This is a genomic window from Nonomuraea soli (assembly GCF_013761175.1).
Lineage (GTDB): Bacteria > Actinomycetota > Actinomycetes > Streptosporangiales > Streptosporangiaceae > Nonomuraea > Nonomuraea soli.
In genome coordinates, this window is record NZ_JACDUR010000008.1 from 476,401 (window position 1) to 492,896 (window position 16,496).

At 71.4% G+C, this 16,496-nt stretch carries 15 protein-coding genes; 6 read left to right on the top strand and 9 right to left on the bottom strand.

Annotated features, from left to right (window positions below; genetic code table 11):
- Positions 1 to 2: 2 nt before the first annotated feature.
- Positions 3 to 1,163 carry an ROK family transcriptional regulator gene (locus HNR30_RS38415; protein ID WP_312894948.1) on the bottom strand — a complete coding sequence of 387 codons (1,161 nt, stop codon included), beginning with the start codon at positions 1,161 to 1,163 and terminating at the stop codon, positions 3 to 5.
- Positions 1,164 to 1,331: 168 nt separating this feature from the next.
- Here HNR30_RS38415 and HNR30_RS38420 point away from each other — a divergent pair, with 168 nt between their 5' ends.
- From HNR30_RS38420 to HNR30_RS38435, 4 genes are all read left to right on the top strand, one after another.
- A complete protein-coding gene (locus tag HNR30_RS38420; protein ID WP_181615225.1) occupies positions 1,332 to 3,566 on the top strand; it encodes a helicase domain-containing protein in 2,235 nt (744 codons plus the stop codon).
- A 443-nt stretch (positions 3,567 to 4,009) separates the two neighbouring features.
- Positions 4,010 to 5,824 (top strand): apolipoprotein N-acyltransferase, encoded by a 1,815-nt coding sequence (gene lnt / locus HNR30_RS38425; protein WP_312894950.1) that lies wholly within the window; start codon positions 4,010 to 4,012, stop codon positions 5,822 to 5,824.
- A complete protein-coding gene (locus tag HNR30_RS38430) occupies positions 5,824 to 6,567 on the top strand; it encodes a polyprenol monophosphomannose synthase (protein WP_220134455.1) in 744 nt (247 codons plus the stop codon). The genes lnt and HNR30_RS38430 overlap by 1 nt, the downstream gene beginning before the upstream one ends.
- Positions 6,568 to 6,683: 116 nt before the next feature.
- On the top strand, positions 6,684 to 7,196 hold the full coding sequence (locus HNR30_RS38435; protein WP_181615044.1) for an FxsA family protein: 513 nt from the start codon (positions 6,684 to 6,686) through the stop codon (positions 7,194 to 7,196).
- Positions 7,197 to 7,299: 103 nt separating this feature from the next.
- Here the strand turns inward: HNR30_RS38435 and HNR30_RS38440 are convergent, their stop codons facing one another.
- The gene (locus HNR30_RS38440; protein WP_181615045.1) at positions 7,300 to 7,644 is read right to left on the bottom strand and encodes an RNA polymerase-binding protein RbpA; all 345 of its coding nucleotides are present in this window, start codon (positions 7,642 to 7,644) and stop codon (positions 7,300 to 7,302) included.
- A 128-nt stretch (positions 7,645 to 7,772) separates the two neighbouring features.
- Positions 7,773 to 8,381, bottom strand: coding sequence for a hypothetical protein (locus HNR30_RS38445; protein ID WP_181615046.1), 609 nt, complete (start codon positions 8,379 to 8,381; stop codon positions 7,773 to 7,775).
- Between the two features lie 81 nt (positions 8,382 to 8,462).
- Here HNR30_RS38445 and HNR30_RS50455 point away from each other — a divergent pair, with 81 nt between their 5' ends.
- Entirely contained in the window at positions 8,463 to 10,262 is a 1,800-nt protein-coding gene (locus tag HNR30_RS50455; RefSeq protein ID WP_181615047.1) for a histidine kinase, read from the top strand.
- A 66-nt stretch (positions 10,263 to 10,328) separates the two neighbouring features.
- On the opposite strand, the gene HNR30_RS38455 is transcribed toward HNR30_RS50455, so the two are convergent.
- The gene (locus HNR30_RS38455; RefSeq protein WP_181615048.1) at positions 10,329 to 10,937 is read right to left on the bottom strand and encodes a response regulator transcription factor; all 609 of its coding nucleotides are present in this window, start codon (positions 10,935 to 10,937) and stop codon (positions 10,329 to 10,331) included.
- Positions 10,938 to 10,951: 14 nt separating this feature from the next.
- Positions 10,952 to 11,440: a nuclear transport factor 2 family protein gene (locus HNR30_RS38460; RefSeq protein WP_181615049.1), complete on the bottom strand. Its 489-nt coding sequence runs from the start codon at positions 11,438 to 11,440 to the stop codon at positions 10,952 to 10,954.
- Positions 11,441 to 11,480: 40 nt separating this feature from the next.
- On the opposite strand from HNR30_RS38460, the gene HNR30_RS38465 reads away from it, so the two are divergent.
- Positions 11,481 to 11,978: a winged helix-turn-helix transcriptional regulator gene (locus HNR30_RS38465; protein WP_220134456.1), complete on the top strand. Its 498-nt coding sequence runs from the start codon at positions 11,481 to 11,483 to the stop codon at positions 11,976 to 11,978.
- A gap of 59 nt (positions 11,979 to 12,037) precedes the next feature.
- Here the strand turns inward: HNR30_RS38465 and HNR30_RS38470 are convergent, their stop codons facing one another.
- From HNR30_RS38470 to HNR30_RS38485, 4 genes are all read right to left on the bottom strand, one after another.
- Complete coding sequence (locus HNR30_RS38470; protein ID WP_181615050.1) at positions 12,038 to 12,868, bottom strand: class I SAM-dependent methyltransferase; 831 nt, start codon at positions 12,866 to 12,868, stop codon at positions 12,038 to 12,040.
- An 81-nt stretch (positions 12,869 to 12,949) separates the two neighbouring features.
- Complete coding sequence (locus tag HNR30_RS38475; protein WP_181615051.1) at positions 12,950 to 14,383, bottom strand: MFS transporter; 1,434 nt, start codon at positions 14,381 to 14,383, stop codon at positions 12,950 to 12,952.
- 210 nt (positions 14,384 to 14,593) lie between these two features.
- A complete protein-coding gene (locus tag HNR30_RS38480) occupies positions 14,594 to 15,970 on the bottom strand; it encodes an RNA polymerase sigma factor (RefSeq protein ID WP_181615052.1) in 1,377 nt (458 codons plus the stop codon).
- Between the two features lie 208 nt (positions 15,971 to 16,178).
- The gene (locus HNR30_RS38485; protein ID WP_181615053.1) at positions 16,179 to 16,493 is read right to left on the bottom strand and encodes a hypothetical protein; all 315 of its coding nucleotides are present in this window, start codon (positions 16,491 to 16,493) and stop codon (positions 16,179 to 16,181) included.
- Between the last annotated feature and the right edge of the window lie 3 nt (positions 16,494 to 16,496).

The following is a 16,496-nucleotide window of genomic DNA, read 5'->3' on the forward strand; positions in this document are numbered from 1 at the left end:
TCTTAGGGAAAGACCTCTTCACGGGTCGCGTCCAGTGCCAGGCCGAGCGCCCCGGCCAGCACCGGGTTGCCCTCGACGGCCGACATGCGGACCTGCGGCTGGGGGATGGTGAGGGCGTGCAGCTCGTGCTCGATGAGCTCGCGCAACGTCTCGCCGCCGGCCTGGACGGCGCCGCCGGTGAGCACGATGAGCGCCGGGTCCAGCACCGAGGTGATGGCGGCCAGGCCCACGGCCAGGCGGGCGGCGACGTCGCGCAGCCCGGCCCTGGCCTCCTCCGAACGTTTGGCCGACCTCGCCGCGGCGGTGATCGCCTGGCGGAAGTCCGCGCCGCGCACACCGTACGAGCGCAGGACCTTGTGGATCGCCCGCCCGCCGGTCAGCGCCTGGTAGCCGTGGTCGTCGGTGCGGCCGGTCTCCCGGGCCGTGGGCGCGCCCGGGGTGGGCATGTAGCCCACCTCGCCCGCGCCCCCGCTGAAGCCCCGGTGGATGCGTCCGCCGAGCACGACCGCGGCGCCCAGGCCCTCGTCGGCCCACAGCAGCACGAAGTCGTCGTGGCCCATGGCCGCGCCGCCCGCCTGTTCGGCCAGCGCGACCAGGTTGACGTTGTTCTCCACCGACACCGGGGCGCCCAGCCCGGCCGACAGCGTGGGCAGCAGATCGGGGATCTGCCAGCCCGGCATGTCCTTGGCGGTGGCGTAGCCGAGCTTGCCGGTGGTCGGGTCGATGGCGGCCTGCACGCCGATGACGACGTGACGGGGCGCCGCCGGCGCCGCCGCCCCGTCGAGGGCGGCCTTCAGCCGTTCGACCAGCTCACCGGCGGGCCGGCGCGGGGTGGGCAGCGTGTACTCGCCGACGATGGTGCCGGTCAGGTCGGCCACCCTGGCCTCGATGCGGTCGGGGGTGACGTCCAGCGCGGCGGCGTAGGCTGCGGCCGGGTTGATCCGGTACACCTCCGCCGTGCGCCCCGGCAGGCCCTCGCGGATGCCGTCGAGCACGACCAGGCCCGCCTCCTGCAGCCTGACCAGCAGCTGAGATGCTGTTGGCTTGGACAGGCCGGTGAGCGTGCCGATCTCCGGCCGGGTGAGCGGTCCGCGCTCCAGCAGCGCCTCCAGCGCGGCCCGGTCGTTGATGGCGCGCAGCAGGCTGGGCGTTCCCGGTTTCACTTCCGCAACTCCGATCAGAGTTAGGAAACTTTCCTAACTTCAAGGTGACCGTACGGAAACCGGCCGCCGGTGGTCAAGAGGCGAAACCAAGACGTGACACAGTCGTGGGAAAGCCCCGCCCTGGCATACTGGAGAGCTGAATCGATAAGGAAATGGCCGGAGTGTCCCATTACCACTAATTCGGAGCTCGCCAAGGAGCAGGAGTACGTCTCCCGCCTCTACGACCGCCTCGACGTGTTGCGCGAGCGAACCCAGCGTCAGCTCAAGGAGATCCTGGCCACCGGTGCGGTGGGCACCCATCAGAACCGCTCGGAGCGCGACGACTTCGCCGTCATGTACGCCAACCGGCTGGCCAGGCTGTGGGCCGTCGAGCGCGGGCTGGCCTTCGGCCGCCTCGACCAGGCCGACGGCGACCGTTTCTACATCGGCAAGCTGGGGCTGACCGACGACGAGCAGGAACGCCTGCTCATCGACTGGCGCGCCCCCGTCGCCCAGCCCTTCTACCAGGCCACGCCGCGCTCGCCCATGGGCGTGACCCGCCGCCGCCACCTGCAGACCCGCGGCCGTACGGTCACCGGCGTCGACGACGACCTGCTCGACCTCGACAACCTGGCCGAGGCCGACCGCGCGACACTCAACGGCGAGGCGGCGCTGCTGGCCGCCCTCGACGAGGAGCGCACCGGCCGCATGCGCGACATCGTCGCCACCATCCAGGCCGAGCAGGACCGCGTCATCCGCGACGACCTCAACGGCGTGCTCGTCGTCCAGGGCGGGCCCGGCACCGGCAAGACCGTCGTCGCCCTGCACCGCGCCGCCTATCTCCTCTACTCCCACCGCGAGCGCCTCGAACGCCGCGGCGTGCTCATCCTCGGGCCCAACCCGACCTTCCTGCGCTACATCGAACAGGTGCTGCCCTCCCTGGGCGAGACCGACGTGCTGCTGTCGACCGTCGGAGAGCTGTATCCGGGCGTGAACGCGACACGCCGCGACACGCCCGAGGCGGCCGCGCTCAAGGGCGACCTGCGCATGGCCGAAATCCTGACGCGTGCCGTACGCGAACGCCAGCGGGTGCCGCGCACCGCCATCGAGCTGCCCCTGGGCCGCTACACCCTGACCATCGACGGCCGCATGCTCGATTCGGCGCGCAACAAGGCGGTCAAGTCCCGCCGCCCCCACAACGCCGCCCGCGCCGTCTTCGTGCGCTCGGTGCTCAACGCCCTGGCCCGCCAGGCGGGCAAGAAGATCGGCAAGGGCCTGCTCGACGACGAGGAGCTGGCCGACCTGCGCGAAGACCTGCGCACCGAGCCTGCCGTACGTGCGGCCCTCAACCGCTTCTGGCCCTACCTCACCCCGCAGCGCCTGCTGCTGACCCTGTACGGCTCGGCCGAGCGCATGGCCGCGGCCGGGCTCACGGAGCGCGAGCAGCGCCTGCTGGCACGCACGTCGGCCGAGTGGACCGAATCCGACGTGCCCCTGCTCGACGAGGCCGCCGAACTGCTCGGCGAGATCGACGAGCAGGTCCTGCGCGCCTCCGCGGCGATGGCCGAGGAGGAGCTCCTGGCCGCCCGCCTCGCCGAGGAACGCGAGCGCCAGAGCGAGCTGGAGTACGCCCGCGAGGTGCTCGAACTGACGGGCCTGTCCGACGTGATGGAGGCCGAACGCCTGGCCGAACGCCAGCGCGGCGAAGGCCCCTACCTGACCACCGCCGAGCGCGCCGCCGCCGACCGCACCTGGGCCTACGGCCACGTCATCGTCGACGAGGCGCAGGAACTGTCGCCCATGGCCTGGCGGGCGATCATGCGGCGCATCCCGACCCGCTCGATGACCATCGTCGGCGACATCGCCCAGACCGGCTCCGCCGCCGGAGCACGCTCCTGGGCCTCCGCGCTCGATCCCTACGTCGCCGGGCGCTGGCGCCAGCGCAAGCTCACCGTCAACTACCGCACGCCCGTCGAGCTCATGGAGGTCGCGGCCGACGTGCTCGCCGCGATCGACCCCGAGCTCGAAGCGCCCGCCTCGGTGCGCCACAGCGGCCAGGAGCCCTGGTCGGCGCCGCTGGAGCGGCTGCCCGAGCTGGTCACGTCCTCGCCCGGCAAGACCGTCGTCATCGCGCCGACGGCGATGCTCGACACGCTCGGACTCGAAGGGTCGGTGATCGTACGGCCCGGCGAGCGCAACGACGCGCTCGACGCCGCGGTGTCGGTCATGGCCGTGACCGACGCCAAGGGACTGGAGTTCGACTCGGTGATCGTCGTCGAACCGGCGCTGATCGTATCGGAGTCGCCACGCGGTTTGAGTGATCTTTACGTAGCCTTGACTCGGGCGACGCAGCGTTTGGGCGTCGTGCACGACTTGCCGCTTCCATCCAGTCTGCGGCGGCTGGTCCTAGCTGCGAAAACTTGATGTCGCCGCTGATCGGGACACGGTTGACATCATCGCCAGAGTCGGTAGTTTGCTGCGCAGTCCAGCACGGGACTTGGCCGGTTGGCCGTCTCTGACATCGACGGATCCTGCGTCCGTGACGAAACCTCCGGGTTGCGTCCACACAGCCAGGTGCAGGGCCGTCGGTCCGTCGAGTCGGGGCACCCCAACCGGGCGGGGGGTTGGACCCGGGACGGGCCCGGCAGCCCAGTAGACAACGGAACTCCGCGCTCGCCGCCGACGAGACGGATCCGGTCCGAAGGGTTGCCGGGCCCTCTTCCCGCTCCCGTGCTCATGGACCACCGCGAGAGCGCCGGGTGATCCCACGACGGTGGGGTCACCCTGCCTTGCCTTTACGCCGGGCGACTCCTCGGGGGCGGTAGCTTTTCTTGCAAGCCGTTTTCATCGCGAGGAGACCCCCGGCCGTGGCGCAGGACCTTTCCGACACCGCTGGCACCCCGGTGCCGCCCGGCTCCGCCACGCCCACCCCGGCTGACGGGCCGCCCGCCGTGCCGCCTGTTGTGCCTTCCGAGCCGGCCGAGCCGCCCGCGGGAGCGCCGGGCAAGGAGCCGCGCACCGTCCTCCTGGCGCGCGTGGCCGCCGCCGCGGCCGGCGGGTTGCTGCTCTTCCTGGCCTTCCCGCCCCTCAACTGGTGGCTGTGCGCCCCGCTGGGCCTGGCCCTCGTGGCGGGCAGCCTGTACGGCACGCGGCCCCGCAGAGCCGCCTGGCTCGGCTACCTGGCGGCGCTGGTCTTCCTCCTGCCCGCCCTGGCCTGGGTCCGCCCCATCGGCTACGACGCCTGGCTGGCCCTCGTCGGCGTGGAGTCCGCGTTCTACGCGGCGACGGCGGCAGGAGCCGCGATGGTGATGCGCCTGCCGTGGTGGCCGCTGTGGTTCTCGGCACTCTGGGTGGCCATGGAGTGGATCCGTGGCCTGGTGCCCATCGGGGGCTTCCCGTGGGCGAGAGTGGGCTTCAGCCAGGGCGAGACGCTGTACACCTACTACGCGGCGCTGGGGGGCGTGCCGCTGGTGTCCTTCGCCGTCGCCCTCAGCGGCACCCTGCTGGCCGCCGCCGTCCTCCGTCTGCCGCGCCGTACCGAAGGGCCGGCGGAAACCGCGCCGGGCTTGGGCGCGGAAACGGCGCCGGGCTTGGGCGCGGAAACGGCGCCGAGCTTGGGCGCGGAAACGGCGCCGAGCTTGGGCGCGGAAACGGCGCCGGGCCCGGGGCGGGAAGCCGCGCCACGGGCGGGACGCGGCGCGGCGCCGGTGTGGCGGGTGAGTGCCGCCCTGACCGCCGGCGCGCTCGCCGTACCCGCCCTGACCTTCCTCATCCCCCGCCCGGGCGACGAGGGCAAAACGGTCAACATTGGCGTCGTCCAGGGCAACGTGCCCGGCGAGGGCATGTACTTCCTGGGCGACGAACCTGCCGTGGTCCTGAAAAATCACGCGAACATGACGCATGAGCTGGCCAAGCGTGTCAGGGAAGGGAAACTCCCGAAGCCCGACGTCGTCGTGCTCCCGGAGAACTCCACCGACATCGACCCCTACGCCGACCCGGCCGCCCACGCCATCATCGACGCCTCGGTCAAGGACGTCGGCGTGCCCACCCTCATCGGCGCCGTCGTCGGCATCGGCCAGACCGAGCGCGCCACCCGCAGCCTCGTGTGGGACCCGGCCACCGGCCCCGGCGCCTACTACGACAAGCAGAAGCTGGTGCCGTTCGGGGAGTACACCCCGATGAAGGAGATCTTCCTGGCCCTGTTCGAGCGGGCCAGCCTGGTCGGGCGCCAGTCGGTGGCGGGCACCCGCGACGGCGACCTGAAGATAGGCCCGGTCACCCTCGGCGCGATCAACTGCTACGAGGTCGCCTACGACGGCATCGTCCGCGACACCGTGCGCACCGGCGCGACCCCGCTGGTGGTGCAGGGCAACAACGCCAGCTACGCCCTGTCGAACCTGCCGCCCCAGCAGCTGGCGATGTCGCAGTTGCGCGCCGTCGAGCACAACCGGGCGGTTGTGACCGCCTTCACCACGGGGATCTCGGCATATGTGACTCCAGAGGGTAAGGTCTCCTGGCAGACCGCCGAACGTGTCCCTGACGCGACCGTGGTCACCGTTCCGGTCCGCACCCAGGCCACGATCGCCACGAAGGTGGGGAGCGCGCCGGAATGGGCATTGATAGTGGTGGGAGTGGGGGCCATCGGGGCCGCCGCATGGCGTCGGGTGAGGCATCGCAGCTGATGGAGACTCTGGGCAAGGTTCTTGTCATCGTCCCCACCTACAACGAGCGGGAGAACCTGCCTGCCATCGTCGAGCGCCTGCGATCGGCCGTGCCCGAGGCCGACCTCCTCATCGCCGACGACAACAGCCCCGACGGCACCGGCAAGATCGCCGACGAGTTCGCGGCCGCAGACGACCACATCCACGTCCTGCACCGCGAGGGCAAGCAGGGCCTGGGCGCCGCCTACCTGGCGGGCTTCGCCTGGGGGCTGGAGCAGGGCTACGACGTGCTCGTCGAGATCGACGCCGACGGCTCCCACCAGCCCGAGGAGCTCCCCAAGCTGCTGCGCGCCCTCGCCGAGGGCGCCGACCTGGCGATCGGCTCACGCTGGGTGCCCGGCGGCAAGGTCGTTAACTGGCCGGCCCGGCGGGAGTTCCTGTCGCGCGGGGCGAACATCTACACGCGCATCATGCTCGGCATGCACGTGCGCGACGCCACGGCCGGCTTCCGCGCCTACCGGGCGGCCACGCTGGAGAAGATCGGCATGGCCGATGTCGAGTCGCAGGGGTACTGCTTCCAGATCGACCTGACGCTGCGCACCGCCCGGCAGGGGCTGCGGGTCGCCGAGGTGCCCATCACGTTCGTGGAGCGCACGCAGGGGCACAGCAAGATGGGCAGGGCCATCGTGACGGAGGCGCTGTGGCGGGTGACCGTCTGGGGCGTCCAGGGCCTCCCGCGCCGCTTCCGCCGCACCCGCCCCTGACCGCAGCCGAGACCTGGCACGCGCCTCACCGGCGTGGCACCGTCCGGGGTGGAACGTGCGGCCGCCGCCGGGCGTTAGCCTTCATGTAAGGCTTTCGCGTGCGAGTGAGGACGACGATGCGGATCCTGCTGTTCCTGGCGTTCCTGGTGGTCCCGGTCCTGGAGATCTGGCTGCTCATCCAGGTCGGCCAGGTGATCGGCGGCTGGACGACGGTGGCGCTGCTGATCGCCGACAGCCTCCTGGGCGCGTGGATTGTGCGGCGGGAGGGGCGCAGGGCCTGGAAGGCGCTGCAGGAGGCCCTGGGCGCGGGGCGCATGCCCGACAAGGAGCTGGCCGACGGCGGCCTGATCCTGGTGGGCGGCGCGCTCCTGCTGACTCCCGGCTTCCTGACCGACGTGTTCGGCTTCCTGTGCGTCCTGCCGTTCACCAGGCCGCTGATGCGCCGCCTGGCGGGCTGGTTCTTCGCCAGGCGGGTGAAGACGCTCGCGCAGGCTTCGCCGTACGGCAGGCTGGTCTTCCGCGACGGCGTCAACGACTACGACGGCAAGGTCGTGCACGGCGAGGTCATCAAGGACGGTGCGGTGATCAAGGACGGCGTCGTCGTCAAGGACGACGGGCGCTTGGGCTGACGCACGGCGTCAACGCGTCGCCGGCGGTGTCGCACGCAAGCTCCGAGAAAACGAAGAACCCCGGACGTGTCCGTCCGGGGTTCTCCTTCACACCACGTGAGACTCAGGCGCTCTTGCGGCGCTGGGCCCTCAGGACCGCCAGCCGCTCGTTGAGCACCTCTTCCAGGTCTTCGATCGAACGCCGCTCCAGGAGCATGTCCCAGTGCGTCCTCGGGGGCTTGGACTTCTTGGCCTCCGGCAACTCGCCGTCCACTCGCCAGGCGGTGACGCCGCACATGCGGCATTCCCAGGTCGCGGGGACCTCGGCCTCGGCGGCAAGCGGGACCTCGAAAGTATGGCCCTTGGAGCAGGTGTAGGACACGTCCTGGCGCGGGGCCAGATCCGTGTTACGGTCGTTCTCGTAGCTGGTTGCCCCGAGCCGGGTGCCACGAAGCGCGCGCTCGCCCATGTCTAAATGCCTCCTACAGGGCCCCCATCGTGGGGGTCTGTCTCCCACGGTGTCTAACGCTTGATACCGTGATGGGATTCCCACATGGCGGTTGATCCAATCGCGCTTTTTCGGCTTTCCCCGATCCGTCACACGTTGACAGGCCGCTTCGCCCTGTGGTCGAGACGTGCCGTCAACCAGATCGCCCCCGCCGCGAGCAGGGCGCCGTGCGCGATGCGCACCGCCGGCGGAGTGAAGAACTGCGGCAGGAAAAGCGCCATTCCCACGGCGAGCGGCCACGCGTGCGGGCCCAGCGCGAGCGCCGCCAGGACCGCTCCCACGCCGAGCAGGATCAATCCCGCCGCGAACATCGTGACCGCCGCGGGGTGGAAGCGGAAGTCGTCGGCGAGCGTGAGCAGGGAGGCGTCCTGCTCGCGCGCGGCACGGGCGGCGATGACGTGCAGGCCGAACACCTCGGCGCCGTAGTACGGCAACGTCAGGCCCGCGCCGATCCAGGTCACCGCCGCGGCGCGCATCAGCCGGTCGTCGCCGCTCGACCGGTACACGCCGAGCAATGCCAGCGACAACAGGACGAATCCGGCCACGGCGAACAGGTGGGAGGCGATCCACGCCCCCGAGGCCATCGCCTGGGCGCCTTCCAGCGTCGTCTCGTCCGAGTAGGGGCGCACGAGGGGATAGGCCAGGAACAGCAGGCCGGAGGCGGCCAGGGCCGCCCTGGTCACAGGGGAGGTTGTCATGGCGACAGCCTGGTTCATGGCGATTGTCCGGTGTAGTGCGAGAATCAGCGCCTTGTTATGCCTTTTGCATAGGGGAGGGCCGTGAGGGAGCTCCAGCCGGGCACGGCTCGCGCGTTGTTGTGGGCCGTCGCGACGCTGCTGGTGGTCCAGCGTTTCTTCGGCACCCTGACCACGGCCGGGGGCGACGTGATCACCGCGGCCGCCATGACCGCCGTGCAGGCCGTCATGGCGGTCGTGCTGCTGGGATGGCGCGGGCCCGGCGCGCTGGCCGTCCAGGCGGTGCTGGGGTTCGCGCCCTTCGTACTGTTCGGTGCGGGATGGGCGCCCGCGTTGTGGGCGCTGGCGGCCTGCGCGCTGGTGGTGCTCCCGGCGAGGCGGGCCTGGCCGGTGGCGGTGGCGGTGACGGTGTCGGCGGGCGTCGTGGGTCACGCCCTCGGGGCGACGGTGTGGATGGCGGTCTGGTCCATGGCCGTCGTGGTCGACCTCGGTTTGTCGATCTACGGGCTGGCCTCGCTGACCGCCACGGTGGACAGGCTCGCCGCCGCGCGGGAGGAACTGGCCTCGGCCGCCGTCGCCGCCGAGCGGGCGCGGGCGCGGCGGGAGCTGACGGGGCGGCTGGCGGCGGATCTACGGGCTCTGGGGTTCCTGATCCGCCAGGCGACGCCGTACGGCCTGGCCCGCGCCGCCGAGCTCGCCCGCACGACCCTCGCCCGCGTGCGCGCCACCGCCGCGGCCCAGACCGGGGTGTCGGCCGGGGTCCAGGCCGGGATGCGGGCAGGGAGGGAAGCCGGGGCGCCGGCCGGGGGGCCTGGGAGCGCGGACGGCGGGGGCGAACCCGCGACGGTGGTCTCCTCGAGGCGGTGGGCGCGCGGCATCGAGGTCACGGTCCTGGCGGGCTTCAGCCTCGTCACCGCGATGAACATCGCCGTGTACGGCGCGGCGGGCTGGACGGCGACGCTCCTGGGCTGGGCGGCGGTCCTGGCCGTGCTGGTGCTGCAACTGCTGCCCGCCACCCCGCTCCGGACGGCGGCGCAGGTCGTGATCGTGCTAACGCCCGGCCCGTGGGCGGTGCCGTGGCTGGTGGGCCTGGTGCCCTTCCCGGTCAGCCGCATGATGCGGAACCTGCGCTCGTGGTTGCCCGCCGTGGCGGTGACCGTCGCCGGGGGCGTGCTGATGGGGGTGCGCACCGGCCGGTCCGCCGAAGGGCTGTACGTGCTGCTCGCGTGCGCCGGGCTGTCCCTGGCCCTGTTCGGCCTGGCCAGGCTGGCGGAGCTGACGGCGCGGCTGGAGGAGGTACGGCGGGGCCTGGCCGAGGCCGCGCTGGAGCGGGAGCGTGACCGGCTGGCCCGCGACCTGCACGACACCCTCGGGCTGGCGCTGTCGGCGATCGCGTTGCGGGGGGAACTGGCCGACACGCCCGAACGGGCCAGGGCGGAGGCGCCTGCCCTGGCGGAGCTGGCGGAGGGCGCTCTGCGGGATGTGGGGCACATCCCCGACGACGCCGTGGGGTGGTCGCTGCGGGAGGAGGTGGCGGCCGCCCGAGGGATCCTGCGAGCCGCGGGGATCGAGGTCGAGGTACGCATGCCAGGCGTCGACGTGCCCGGCGAGGTGGGGCCGGCGATGGCCACCGTGCTGCGGGAGGCGGTCACGAACGTGCTGCGGCACAGCGCCGCGCGACGCTGTCTCATCGTGGTCGAGGAGGGTGACGCCCAGCTGCGGCTGCTCGTGCGCAACGACGGCGCGCCGCCCGCCTCCCCGGCGGGGGATGGCGGCAGCGGGCTCGCAGGGCTGGCCGTACGGACCTCCGGACGGCTGAGCGTGCGGCGCGAGCCTGACGGCGGCTTCGAGCTGGAGGCGCGGTTCGCACGTGAGCCTGCCTGACGGCGGCTTCGGGGCGGAGGGCAAGCTTGAGGAGAGGCGTGTTTTGGGGTGGAGGCGAGCTTCGTCCTAGAGCCAGCCTGACTCGGTGGCGATGCGGACGGCGTCGATTCGGTTGCGGGCGCCGAGCTTGTCGACCGCGGAGGTCAGGTAGTTGCGGACCGTGCCATAGGTGAGGTGCAGCCGCTCGGCGATCTGGGCGGGCGGCAGGCCGGTGGCCGCCAGGCCGAGCACCTCGGCCTCGCGCGAGGTGAGCGGGCTGGTGGCCGACTCCAGAGCCCGCAGGGTGAGGCCCTGGTCGAAGGCCCTTCCCCCGGCGGCCACGGTGCGGACGGCCTCGGCCAGTTCCGCGGGCCGTACGTCCTTGGGCAGGAACCCCGCCACACCGGCCTCCAGGGCCCGCCTGAGCTCGGCGGGACGGGCCAGGGCGGTGAGGATCAGCACCCGCACGGCGGGAAGCTCGTCGCGCAGCCGGGCCGCCGCGTCGATGCCGTCGAGGACCGGCAGGTGGATGTCGATGACGGCCACGTCGGGCGCGTGCAGCTTCGCGGCGGGCAGGATCTCGTCGCCGCTCGTCACGGCGGCCACGACCCGGAGCCCGGGGTCTCGGCCCAGGAGCTCGGTCAGGGCCTCGCGGAGCAGGCGCATGTCCTCGGCCAGGAGGACCTTCAACGACATGGGCCTATTGTCGCCTATGTCCCGGTGACCAGCGGCACGATGCGTTTGTCGCCCATCTCGGTGAACATCACGAGCGGGGCGGCGCTCAGGCCCACCAGGCGCCCGAGCGCGGGGCGGCCCTTCTCGCGGGCCAGGGCCGGGCCGATGGCGGCCATGAAGGCCGTCAGGGCGGGCAGCGGGCGCACCCACAGCGTGAGCTCGGCGATGAGGCCCTCGTCGTCGAGGCGTACCAGCACGCTCTCCTCCAGCTCCCGTCGCCCCAGGCGGGCCGTGGCGGCCAGCATGCGGGTGCGGTCGTCGCCCACGTCGGTGTGGTAGCGGATGTCGCTCAGCAGGGGCAGCACCGCGGAGAACAGCTCGCGTAGCTGCTCGACACCGCGGAAGGTGGTGCGGGCGCTGAGCGGGGAGTGCAGGACGGCGTCGGGGGCCAGGGTGGAGAGGAGAAGGTCGAGATCGTGCTTCTCGCCGGCCTCGCGGTAGCGGCGGGTGGTTTCTGTCGACATAGTTCAGATTTTGAACTGACCGAGTGCATAAAATCAACCCATGAACAGGTTCACCGAGATGCACTGCTCGATCGCGCAGGCCGTGGGTGTGGTGGGGGAGCCCTGGACGCCGCTGATCCTGCGTGACCTGTTCCTGGGGGTGCGGCGATTCGACGACCTCGCGGCCGACCTCGGTGTGTCGCGCAACCTGCTGACGCAGCGGCTGGAGCGGCTGATGGCGGCCGGGGTCGTGGAGCGCCTGCCGTACCAGGAGCGGCCCGTGCGCTACGAGTACCACCTGACGGAGGCGGGGCGGGACATCGTGCCCGCGCTGACGATGCTGATGGCGTGGGGCGACAAGTGGTCGACGCCGCCGGGCGGGCCGCCGGCGTTGCTCATCCACTCGTGCGGCGAGCAGTTCACGCCCGTGGTGGCCTGCCCGCACTGCGGGGGAGAGGTGACGGCCGAGTCGATCACGATGGTGGGCGGTCCCGGCGCCGCGCCTGGGCCGGGCACGTGGGTCCTGGCCGGGGGGTCGGGCCCGGTCGAGGCTGGATGAGACGCCGCCCCCGCTGTACGGCCAACCCAGGGCCGAGGCAGATGGCCGGCGGCGGGTGGTCAGCGGCGGCGGAGGCGGCGGGCCCAGCCGACCGCGCGCCGCATGACCGGCCGCGACTCCGACACCTCGCGCGTGGCCGCCCGCAGCTCGGCCGTCACCTTCATCAGGTCGGCCGTCACCCGCTTCAGGTCGGGAGGCTGCGCCGCCTTCTTGCGCTGGTTGACCCGCACCAGCTGGTGGTCGCCCAGCGGGTCGACGGTGTGCCACAGGTCGTCCTGCCCCTTGAGCCAGCCCAGCAGCTCTTCGCGCAGCCGGGACGGCTCGGCCCAGGTGGCGTAGAGCTTCTGGGTGGTGAGGCAGACCGGCGACAGCCCGAGCGTCGAGACCGCTTCCCACACCGCCAGCGCGACCCCGGGCGTGTGCTCGCTGCGTATGTCGTCGAAGACCACGACCCCGTCGGCGGTCAGCAGGGCACGCGCGGAGTCGACGTCCTGGCGCACGTGGACGTACAGGTGCGAGGCGTCCACGTGGATGAAACGGCACGAGCCGGGCTCGACGTGGTCGAGGATGACCGACGTCGGGCCGTGCACGATCTCCGGCAGCTCGGCGTGGTGGTTCAGGTAGTTGCGCTCGAAGCGCTCGCGGGTGAGCTCCTTGTACGAGCCCGCCTCTGGCTCGCCGGATCCGGATCCGGAGCCGGACTCGAACAGGTCGCAGACCGTGAAGCGCTCGCCCGCGCGCAGGTGCCGCCCGATGAGCACGGCGCTCTTGCCCAGGTAGCACCCCAGCTCCAGCAGGTCGCCGCGGTCGTCACGGGACAGGAACCAGTCGAACAACCGCTGGTCGGCCGGCCAGAACCAGCCGGGAATGCCGTCGAGCTCGCGCGTCATGGGCCGGACGCTAACAGCGCTCGCGCGCCGGGCTGAAGGGGCTTTGCCGCCTCGACATCGCCCCGTCGCCGAATGTTCCGCTCAGATCTTGGCGGGCACCTCGTTGCCCGCGGCGCGGATGGCCTTGGGCAGGTCGAGCCGCCACAACATGAGGCCGCCGATGATGAAGAAGACGACCAGCGACAGGATCGCGATCCGGTAGCTGTTGGTGAGGTTCACCGCCAGCGCGATCGTCCACGAGCCGAGCAGCGTCGAGCCCTTGTCGCTGATCTCGTAGAGGCTGTAGTACTCGGCCTCCTTGCCCTTGGGGATGACGTAGGAGAACAGCGAGCGCGACAGGGCCTGCGTGCCGCCCATGACGATCGCGATCGCGAAGCCCATGGCGAAGAAGGCCACCGCGGAGCCGCGCGGCAGGAAGTAGGCCACCGCGACCACGATCGTCCAGGCGACCAGGGCGAACAGCACGACCTGCTTGGCGCCGTAGGAGCGGGCCAGGCGGCCGAGCAGCAGCGCGCCGAAGAAGGCGACCAGCTGGACCATGAGGATGGCGCTGATCTGGATCGTCTGGCCGAGGCCGAGTTCCTTGCTGGCGTAGGTGGCCGAGAAGGAGATGACGGTCTGCACGCCGTCGTTGTAGATCAGGTAGGCGATCAGGAAGCCCAGCGTCAGGGGGTAGAGGCGCAGCTCGCGGATGGTACGGCCGAGCTGGCGGAAGCTGCCGGCCACCGCCTGCCCCGTGGTCTCGGCGCCCCGGGCCAGGGGGCGGCGGTTGCGCAGCCGCAGCAGCGGGATGATCGTGAAACCGCCCCACCACACGCCCGCAGAGGCCAGCGCGATCCGTACGGCGTCGCCCGCGGACACGCCGAGGGCCTCGTGGCCCAGGAAGATGCCCAGGTTGATCGCCAGCAGCAGGAAGCCGCCCAGGTACCCGAATCCCCAGCCCTGCGCGGAGACCTTGTCGCGCTCGTCGGGCGTGGAGATCTCCGGCAGGAAGGAGTTGTACACGACGAACGCGCAGGCGAAGGAGACGCTGGCGACGATGTAGAGCAGGCCGCCGAGCAGGTAGCGCCCGTCGGCGATGAACCACATGGCCAGGGTGGCCGCGGCGCCCAGGTAGGCGAAGAAGCCCATGATCTGCTTCTTGCGCCCCGTGTGGTCGGCCAGTGCCCCGGCGACCAGCATGAGCACGACCTGGATGATCGCGGCGGTGCCGACGACGAACGGGTAGAACGCTCCCGGCCGCATCTCCATGCCGAGCACGTCGATGTAGCCCAGCCCGGGGTTGGCCGCGACGAGGGCGTCGAAGGTGTCGGCGCCGCAGGTGGCGTTGGTCGCGAAGTCCTTCGCGCAGGCCGCCGCGGTGGCGATCTCGGTCAGGTACGGCCCCAGGAACACCGTCAGGACGGTGGTGGGGAACGCCGAGTTGGCCCAGTCGTAGAAGTACCAGCCGCGTTGCTCGCGCTTGCGCGCGGCGGGGGAGTCGTCGAAGACCGCATGCGGCGAGGGGACGGTCATGCTGCGTCCTGTCGGGGATGGGGGTGATGCCGGGTGGTGGCCGGCACCTTGCGGGTCGTCGCAGGTCCCGGAGGTGCGGGACCGGCTCGCCATGACCGTACAGTGATCGCTTCCCGAGTGGAAGAGGTCCCCGCGAGGCTCGCATTTCGGTCCATCAGGGCCCTGGAGACGACGAAAGGCCCCGCCGGAGCGGGGCCTTTCGTGACGGGCTCAGCTGGCCCAGTCGAGCAGGGGCCGGGTGTTGCTGGGGTGGCGCAGCTTGGACAGCGACTCCTTCTCCAGCTGCCTGATCCGCTCGCGGGTCAGGCCGAGGTGCTTGCCGATCTCGTCGAGCGTGTGCGGCTTGCCGTCGATGAGGCCGAAGCGCAGCGCCATGATGCGCGCCTCGCGCTGGGACAGGTTGCCCAGCACGCCCCGCAGCTGGTCGGCCAGCAGCTGCCGGTCGACGATCTCGGAGGCCTCGGGGGAGTCGACGTCCTCGATGAGGTCGCCGATCGTGGTCTCGCCGTCCTCGCCGATGGTGGCGTTGAGCGAGATCGGCTGGCGGGCCGTGCGCAGGAGCTCCTCGATCTGGTCGGGAGTCTTGTCGAGCTCGACGGCCAGCTCCTCGGGCGTGGGTTCGCGGCCCAGCCGCTGGTGCATGTCGCGCTCGATGCGCGACAGCTTGGAGAGCATCTCCAGCACGTGGACGGGCAGGCGGATGGTGCGGGCCGAGTCGGCGAAGCCGCGCTGGATGGCCTGGCGGATCCACCACATGGCGTAGGTGGAGAACTTGAAGCCCTTGGTGTAGTCGAACTTCTCCACGGCCCTGATCAGGCCGAGGTTGCCCTCCTGGACCACGTCGAGCAGCGCCATGCCGCGGTCGGTGTACTTCTTGGCCACCGAGACGACCAGGCGCAGGTTGGCCTCGAGCATGTGGTCCTTGGCGCGGCGGCCGTCCTCGACCACCCACTCCAGGTCGCGGCGCATCGCGGGGGTGAGCTTGTCGGCCTGCTCCTCGAGCTTGTACTCGGCGTACAGGCCGGCCTCGATGCGGCGGGCGAGCTCGACCTCCTCGGCGGCGGTCAGCAGCGTGCGGCGGCCGATCGACTTGAGGTAGGTGTGCACCGAGTCGCCCATGACGGAGGCGGTGTCGTCGAGGTCGAGCGACTCCTTCTCCAGCTCGGCGTCCTCGGCGGTCAGCTCGACGTCGTCGGGGGAGCCGTCCTCGTCGTCGGAGGTCGTCGCGTTGGCGGCGGCCTTCGCGCCCTTGGCGGCGGTCTTGGTCGTGGCCTTGGCCGTCTTGGCCTTGGCGGGCTTGGCGGCGGTTCCGCTCGTGCTCTCGGAAGCGCTCGTTTGGGCTGCGGGCTTCTTGGCGGTAGCCTTCTTGCGAGGCGTGGCCTTGGAGAGCGACGGCTCGTCCTCGGCGGCCAGGCTCACGCCGGCCTCGGTCAGCTCTCGCAGGATTGAGCGGCCCTGGGCGGGGCTGATCCCGGCCTCGGCGAACGCGTCGCGCAGCTCCGCGAGCGACAGGTGACCCTGGGCTCGTCCTCGGTCGAGAAGCTGGTCGAGGGTGGCGGGCGTGGAAGCCACAGCGGTGGTGGGCATGAGGACACCTCCTCCTCGCGGAGTCGAAATCTGTGCTGGCATGTTTCGGGGGCGGGCGGCTGGCATTCGTGGGAGCCGCATCGACGCACCAGTACCAATAACGCCAATTTTCGCAGATTGTTCCCGCGGTCCGAAAACTCCTGCGGGGTGAAAACGCAGGTGGGCCGCCCGGAGGCGACCCACGTGGCCTACATCACTTCGGGAAAGCTCACTCCTCGGGAGCGACGATCACCACGGGCATGGGCATGGGCTCGGCGTCCTTGAGCCGCTCGGGGGTCCAGTACTTCGCCACCTCGCCGGGGTCGGCGTTGAGCTCGTGCGAGACAACGAACTCCGGGACCTTCTCGTCGGAGGAGGGCTTGCCCGAAGGCGGGGGAGTGGTCACGTCCTTCACCACCGCTCTGGTCTCTCCGCGGACGGATTCCAGCGCCCCGGCCGAGGCGGAGGCAGCCACGTAGACGCCGCCCGCCACGACGGCGGCGACGACTGCGGCGGACACCCACATCTTTCGGGACTGGTTCATAGA